The following is a 7,108-nucleotide window of genomic DNA, read 5'->3' as shown; positions in this document are numbered from 1 at the left end:
CGGGTTTCCAGGCGCAGGTCGAAGCGCTTGATTACCGGGTCGGTGGCGACCATGCCGGAGTCTTGCTGATAGGCCACTGGCGCGAGTTTCGGGAACACCGTTTGGTCATCGCCGAACACCAGTTTGTGGGCCGTGGCGCTGTGCTGGAAGTGGTAGTGGATACCTTCTTCCTCGCACAGGCGCTGGACGAAGTGCAGGTCCGATTCATCGTATTGAACGCAGTAGATGCGCTCGGGATAAATCGCCCCGACTTTGAATTCGTAGGCGTTGCTTTGGATGCCGTGCTCTTCGAGGACCATGCCGACGATTTTCGGCACGCTGAGGTTCTGGAAGATCCGTTGGTTGATGCGGTGCGCGAGGTAGGACAGTTGCGGGCGCAGGGTCACCGAGTAGCGGGTCAGGCGTTTGCCGGAGTCACCCTGGGCGGCGCGGTAGATCTGGCCATGAATGCCGCTACCGTCAGGCGAGAGCTGCAAAAAGGCCGGTTTGTGCAGGAGCGTTTCGAGGTTCAGGGACGGCTGTTCACTGACCAGCTCCACCTCAAACACAAAAGGCTGGCTGATGGCTTCCCGACCTTGCAGGGCAAGCACCTGGAAATCGTTATCCAGACCTTCAATAGTCAGGGCAAAGTGAGTCTGATTGGCCGGCGCGAACATCCCTTGTTCCTCGTGCAGTACAGCGGCGTTCGCCAAAAGCCCCAGGAAAAGGGGTCAGCAGACGCAAAACTCTGGAAAGGCGTAAACAACATCGACCAGCAGAGCTGGCCGATGCGTGAAGCGGTCAGCCGCGATTAAGCGACTGGCTGACGCCAGTCATCGGAACCCGAAGTACCGGATACTTCGTGGGTCCAGGTGATTTTGCGGTAGGTGAACTGTACTTCTTCCAGGTGGGTGAAGTGCGAGTTCGACGGATCCTGGCAGTTGTGCATTTTGTTGTTGATGGCGACGATGATCGCGTCTTCCAGTTTGGTGGTGTAGTAATGCTCTTGGGTACCTTGAGCCGAAGTGCGGTACCACTGGATAACGATTTCGCTCATGCGCTCGCCGGAGGTCAGAGCAGCTTGCAGCAGTGGCGAGGACTTGTCGTAGACCTTGGTGATCACGACTGGCTTGTGGACGCGCTGACCGGTCGGTTGGCCGGACTGCGGGTCACGCGGGATGATCACGTCGTGGTTGAAAGCCTGAACCATGACCTGGTCTTCGTGACCTTCTTGATAAGTGTTGCCAACCGAGTCGGCGGTGAATGCGCCAGCAGTGATCAGGCCTTGTTTTTCGCCAGTGACGGACATGTACGCTGGTGTAGCCATGGATGTGCTCCTTGCTAAAAATTTAGGGTGCCCGGGAGGCGATATCGCCCGGTGGGTGCCTGACAGTTATCAAGGTCCGTGCCAGAAATGCTGAGGGCTATATAAACCGGGGGGATGGCCGAGGTTTTTCAATCGCCTGGGTGATTTTCATGGGAAAACACCCCTCAAAGTGCGCAACTACTTGCGCAGTACTGCGCAACTTCTTGCGCAACTTCTTGCGCACTCGGCTACAGGCCTCGGCGGGCTTGGCGCTTAGCGATATTGGAGGGCGTTTTCGCAAAATAGGTGCGCAACTTCTTGCGCATCAAGGCCATACGCCATCACTCAGAAAGCTGAAGCCGATCTACTCGAAGAATTGAGCAAAGTCGGTAGCTGTTTTTACCGAGTAAGTTCGCAACTTCTTTCGCATTATGGCGTTGCGACACAAAGTGTGTCTCTCGAAAAAGTGCCAGTAGTTGTAAGCAACTGGTCGCTGATATTCGGTTCTGGCTGGAAATTTAACCACGCCCTAAAAAGAAGGGCTGACCGTCCGCTTTTGGCCGACTCCCGCCCGACGTGAACGGCAGAGGTCGGCTCAGAGTGTGTAAAAACGCCTCCGCGAACCCTTGCTATGATTTCTAAGGATTACATCGCAGGGATTGCCCATGAAGCGCTTTATTCAAGGTGAACACCGAGGTCAAGGCACGTTGCTTCCCGAAAGCCTTGACGACTACGTCAGCGATACCAATCCGGTGCGCGTAGTCGACGTCTTTGTCGACGAACTCGACCTGGTCAAGCTGGGTTTTGAAGGCGTCATTCCTGCCGATACTGGGCGGCCTGCTTACCACCCCGCGATCCTGTTGAAGATCTACATCTACGGCTATCTCAACCGCATTCAATCAAGCCGACGCCTGGAGCGAGAAGCCCAGCGCAACATCGAGTTGATGTGGCTGACTGGTCGCTTGATGCCGGACTTCAAAACCATCGCCAATTTCCGCAAAGACAACGGCAAGGCCATCCGCGGTGTGTGCCGCCAATTTGTGGTGCTGTGCCAACAACTGGGGTTGTTTTCCGAAGCGCTCGTTGCCATCGACGGCAGCAAGTTCAAGGCGGTGAACAATCGAGACCGGAACTTCACCAGCGCCAAACTTCGACGGCGAATGGAGGACATTGAGTCCAGTATCAATCGCTATCTGACAGCACTTGATACCGCAGACCGTCAGGAACCTTCCGTAGCTCAGGCCAAAGCCGAACGCCTCCATGACAAGATCTCGGCCTTGAAAGCCAAGATACAGGAGCTCAAGCAAATCGAGGTACAGCTAAACGAAACGCCGGATAAACAGATCTCCCTAACCGATCCTGATGCTCGCTCGATGAAGACGCGCGGAACAGGAATGGTCGGCTACAACGTCCAGACTGCAGTTGATGCGAAGCACCACCTGATCGTGGCGCACGAGGTGACGAATGATGGCGTTGATCGAGACCAACTGAGTTCGATGGCAAAGCACGCACGAGAGGCCATGGGTGTCGAAGAACTGTCGGTAGTCGCAGACAGAGGGTATTTCAAAGGCGAAGAAATACTGGCGTGCCATGAAGCTGGAATTACCGTTTTCGTGCCCAAGATACTGACGTCGGGAGCGACAGCGGCTGGTCGATTCGGCAAAGGTGATTTCATCTATGACACCTCAACGAATGAATACCGATGCCCAGCCGGGCAAAGCTTGATCTGGCGTTACGCAAGCGTCGAGAAGGGGTTAAAACTACATCGCTACTGGAGTTCGAACTGCCGCAATTGCGCCTTGAAGGAACGTTGCACACCCAGCTCTGAGCGGCGAGTTAGCCGTTGGGAACATGAGTCGGTCGTCGAGGCGATGCAGAGTCGTCTTGATCAAGCACCAGAAATGATGCGGATCCGCCGCCAAACAGTGGAGCATCCCTTCGGCACACTGAAGTCCTGGATGGGGGCCACGCATTTCCTCACCAGAACCCTTACCCGGGTGAGCACGGAGATGAGCCTGCATGTGCTCGCCTACAACTTCAAACGCGTGCTACGGCTGTTGGGCAGTGATGCCTTGATGGCGGCAATGAAGGCCTGAAGCCTTTTGAGCGGTGCGACAACCGCATCTAGCAGGTACCCGCTGGCACAAGTCCCGATCAATACAGCAACATTGATTTGGCTTGGATGAGGCCCCTGGAGACCTCCAGCGCAGCGAAAAACCACCGATTACCCAATCCTCTGCATCCAAAGTGTTTTTACACACTCTGGGCCGACATCTGCCGGTCACGACAGGCGGGAGTCGGCCGATTCTGTTGAAAAAGTCGGTTTTCTCAAACAGCCAGAATACGGAACGGCGAAAACGTCTTATTAGTGCGCTGCTACGTGAAATCTGAGTCCGAATACCACTGCGCCGTTTCTAGATTTCAATCTCAGGCGCGTACTTTTCTGTCGTGAAAACCACGCCCGACTTTTTCAACAGAATCGGCCAATAGCGGCCTCTCGGCAACAGAAATTTTGCCAGTCAAGAGCTATCTAGGTACGTACTAGTGGGGTGGGTTACCCGTCAGCTGGGACGGAGCAACACTGACATGGTTCGTGTGGGCAAGGGAAGGTCTTGGTGAACTGGCCGGTTAACGATCCCGAGGGGTGCGCGCGATTCATCCGCGGGCTCACTCAATGATCCGCATCGATGCCATCTGGCTAGCGACAGAACCGTACATTGCGGCAGTTTTTAACAGGCGCGTGCCCGCAGGATAGGTGCTCCGCCCAGATAGACAAGTGGTAGACTGCTAGAGGCTTAGACATTTGAGGATGATTAATTTAGCCGAACTGTCACACGCTAGGTCACACGGGAGAACGGAGTCAATGCGTTACGACCTTACTGAGATCGTTTATAGGTAGAAGCGGGTAATTTAAGGCTCCTGGACAATGACACTCTCTCCTCAGATACGCTGCCCCTAGAGCGTCACAATGGCTGGGTACTACGCACATTAAAAGGGCCCGCGAAGGCCCCTATCACTCGCAATCAGAATTATTTGGTTAGCCATGATTCGACTTTGTCTGAACCAAATTTTGTTTTCCACTCTTTCAACGTTTTGTGATTGCCGCCTTTGGTTTCCACAACCTCCCCTGTTTCTGGATTTTTGTAAACTTTTACCTGCCGTGGCTTACGGCTGCCCCCTTTTTGATCAGACGGTGCGCGACGTCCGCCTTGCGGATCAAGCAGATTAACGATGTCTTTCAAGCTGTAGCCGTATTTAGCTAGCAACGCGCGGAGTTTAGTTTCGAACTCAATTTCCTGTTTGAGGCCGGCATCACCCTTCAAAGCCTCAAGTGCCTTCAGTTGCTCGGCTAAGTGTTTTTCGAGCTGGCGGAACTCTGCAAGTTTGGACATGAGAACATCTCTGTGTGAGTAGTAACCTAACGGTACACCAAAATCGTAGGCGGGTGGGGAACATATCTTTTCTTCGCTCTCACATCAATGCGCTCCCAACCGCCATATAAGGTTCCGTATTGCTGAAGAGTATGACAGGTCATGGGAGCCATTGATTTGTCCATGGACGCCCACAGGGAGGTCAATGCTTCATCAGCTGTTCAAAATGCTATGCCTTAGCGCTTAGGCCCTCGACTAGAACTACCATCAGTACACGGAGGATCGGATAAAGCTCGAACCATCTTCAGTTAACCAAAGTTTAGGATTATCCGGCGCCGAAGAGGCCTTTTGTGGGCAGTCAAACCAAGAGGGTTACAGCAGGAAGATACCCGGCATTCGATGAAATTGCGCCGTAGTCATTTCGGCCTTTCGCCAGCAACTGCAATGGGTCGACACTGCAAACGTTCGGCCAATCTGACCGCCAAAACATCTTGCAGTAAAAGCGCTTTGTTTTTAAACGACTAAGCAAAATCAGGCTTAGAACCCTAAATTCGGAGGGCTTGGGGATGGCAGTAGCTATGCGCTCATGAACGGCCTGCTCACGAATGCACCCCTCCATTATCGTCAGTCCAAAATATTGTTCCTTGCAGTCTCTCACAACCCCAATTTGTATATTTTGGACTCCGAAGTAAAGCTGATATTTTCTTTAAGACTTCGAGCCATTGGCCCCTTTTGGGGGCATCAACCAGCGCCTGTCTAGACAAAGCTAAAAAATTTGAGATGGTTCGAATGCTGACTGCTGGAATGTAATCTCAGCGCAGTTCAGGAGGCTCAATTGTTCGGGGAACAGCTCTGATGGCCATCGGCCCGAACAAATGAATACTTCCAAACACAAAGTCCAGTGGCCCTCAGACCAGAAAAAACATCCCATAGACACAGCGAAGTATAATTTAGTTTCCGGAATCGCTTCTTAACTTCATTTGCCCCAAGTTCTTATAGAGAACCGTGAATCATCGAGTAAAAGCTCGCGTTGGTTTTTTTCGTGTGCAGAAACATTTTGTTATTACGATTTGCCGAATCCCAACTTATTTCCTCACTAGCAAACAGCTTAAAGAGTGCGAAAATTTCGTTCTGGTCGGGGGCGCGTAGCATCGGCAAGTAGGGAATACTCACGCCTCATTGCGAGGTATCCGCTTAATGTCTGCCACCCAGTCGAGATCGCCTTCGAGTTGGCGGACATGCCGTATCACAGGGCGCGCTTCGACCCGCGCCATAAAGGCTAAGATATTAGGATAAGCGTCCAGCGAAAGTGCACAGGGCACTGACCACCCAAGCGCTATAAGCGCATAACCGTCTATGACAGAATATCGGTCACCGAGGATGAAATCCTGGCCCTCAAGTCGATCATTGAGTGCCTGTAGCGGCCGTGCGACACGCCCCTCATAAAATTTTCGCAATTGCCCCTGCATTTGTTCATCCTCCACAGCCCAAACCCACGAGACCTCTACCATTCTCGGATGAAGGTCTGAGGCCACAAAAGACAGCCAGCCCTCCGCCAGGACACGCTCCATTGTGCCCCGCTTAGGGAACAACTTTTTTTCAGGAACAAGGTCTGCAATGAACGGTAAAGTCGCCGCATTCTGGGTAAGTACGGTTCCATCATCGAGCACGATGGTAGGCGTCTGCGCCATAGGATTAAGAGCACGCACCTTGATTGTAAGAGGATCCTCAACCGATCGGAGATCAACCTCGATGGCGTCGTACTCGACACCTGCTTCTTCGAGAGCAAAATGGTTAGCCGTCGAACATGCCCCACGGTGATAATAAAGCGTTATCATACTGCACCTATTTTTTTAATGCGTAATTGTATTCGTATACCATTTTAATAACAGATTCCATCAAGGGTCGTACTCACTTACATACCGTAATGCACTCCAAGGAATTCGCCGATATCAAATTTCACAGAATCACAGGGACACGGCTTCTATTAGAAATTTTTTACAATTTTCAAAAATATTCGAATATAAGCACAACTAGTTTTCTGATTCTCGCGAACTTCTCGAAACTTTAAGAAGCCAATTTTTCATCAGAGATAAAAACCTTTTTCCATCCAGCCAACCGAGGAGCTCATGGTTTAATAAAGGATGCGTCGAAGTTTACAAACTACCGAAGCAGTGAACACAACTTTACCCTATGCGAAAGCAATGGATGCGAGCTCCATTTTAACTGCTAATGAAAGCTCTAAAACACAAGACAATAATGGTAGTTATTATTGATAATGACACACTCCACTGAACTAAAAAGCGTTATCAAACCAAACAAAATACCAAGAATATCAGGGCAAATAGGACGCTTTTAGAATTTCACCCCTAAAAGCGAACACCCCCTACCCCACAAAATTAATCCAACTGAATATGTAATGTGTAAACTAATAAAATTTCTACATTTGAAT

4 protein-coding genes and 1 pseudogene are annotated in these 7,108 nt (G+C 51.4%); 1 reads left to right on the top strand and 4 read right to left on the bottom strand.

What is annotated here, in order from left to right:
• Nucleotides 1-656: pseudogene (gene tssI / locus K0F88_RS32695) on the bottom strand (type VI secretion system tip protein TssI/VgrG); the annotation flags it as partial.
• 134 nt (nt 657-790) lie between these two features.
• Nucleotides 791-1,306: an Hcp family type VI secretion system effector gene (locus K0F88_RS29725; RefSeq protein WP_219097545.1), complete on the bottom strand. Its 516-nt coding sequence runs from the start codon at nt 1,304-1,306 to the stop codon at nt 791-793.
• 644 nt (nt 1,307-1,950) lie between these two features.
• Between K0F88_RS29725 and K0F88_RS29720 the strand changes: the two genes are divergently transcribed.
• The gene (locus tag K0F88_RS29720; RefSeq protein ID WP_219097544.1) at nt 1,951-3,381 is read left to right on the top strand and encodes an IS1182 family transposase; all 1,431 of its coding nucleotides are present in this window, start codon (nt 1,951-1,953) and stop codon (nt 3,379-3,381) included.
• A gap of 933 nt (nt 3,382-4,314) precedes the next feature.
• On the opposite strand, the gene K0F88_RS29715 is transcribed toward K0F88_RS29720, so the two are convergent.
• Together K0F88_RS29715 and K0F88_RS29710 are read right to left on the bottom strand one after the other, a co-directional pair.
• Nucleotides 4,315-4,677: a histone-like nucleoid-structuring protein, MvaT/MvaU family gene (locus K0F88_RS29715; protein WP_219097543.1), complete on the bottom strand. Its 363-nt coding sequence runs from the start codon at nt 4,675-4,677 to the stop codon at nt 4,315-4,317.
• A gap of 1,148 nt (nt 4,678-5,825) precedes the next feature.
• The gene (locus tag K0F88_RS29710) at nt 5,826-6,494 is read right to left on the bottom strand and encodes a glutathione S-transferase family protein (RefSeq protein ID WP_219097542.1); all 669 of its coding nucleotides are present in this window, start codon (nt 6,492-6,494) and stop codon (nt 5,826-5,828) included.
• Nucleotides 6,495-7,108: the final 614 nt, after the last annotated feature.

It is taken from the genome of Pseudomonas sp. UMAB-40 (assembly GCF_900095275.1).
In the GTDB taxonomy this organism is placed as follows: domain Bacteria; phylum Pseudomonadota; class Gammaproteobacteria; order Pseudomonadales; family Pseudomonadaceae; genus Aquipseudomonas; species Aquipseudomonas mandelii_B.
Note: the sequence above shows the minus strand (reverse complement) of the source record. Positions and strands in the feature narration are given on the sequence as shown.

Coding starts and splice junctions, on each gene's coding strand:
- K0F88_RS29715 (WP_219097543.1), bottom strand. CDS start 4,677: ATGTCCAAACTTGCAGAGTTCCGCCAGCTCGAAAAACACTTAGCCGAG.
- K0F88_RS29710 (WP_219097542.1), bottom strand. CDS start 6,494: ATGATAACGCTTTATTATCACCGTGGGGCATGTTCGACGGCTAACCAT.
- K0F88_RS29725 (WP_219097545.1), bottom strand. CDS start 1,306: ATGGCTACACCAGCGTACATGTCCGTCACTGGCGAAAAACAAGGCCTG.
- K0F88_RS29720 (WP_219097544.1), top strand. CDS start 1,951: ATGAAGCGCTTTATTCAAGGTGAACACCGAGGTCAAGGCACGTTGCTT.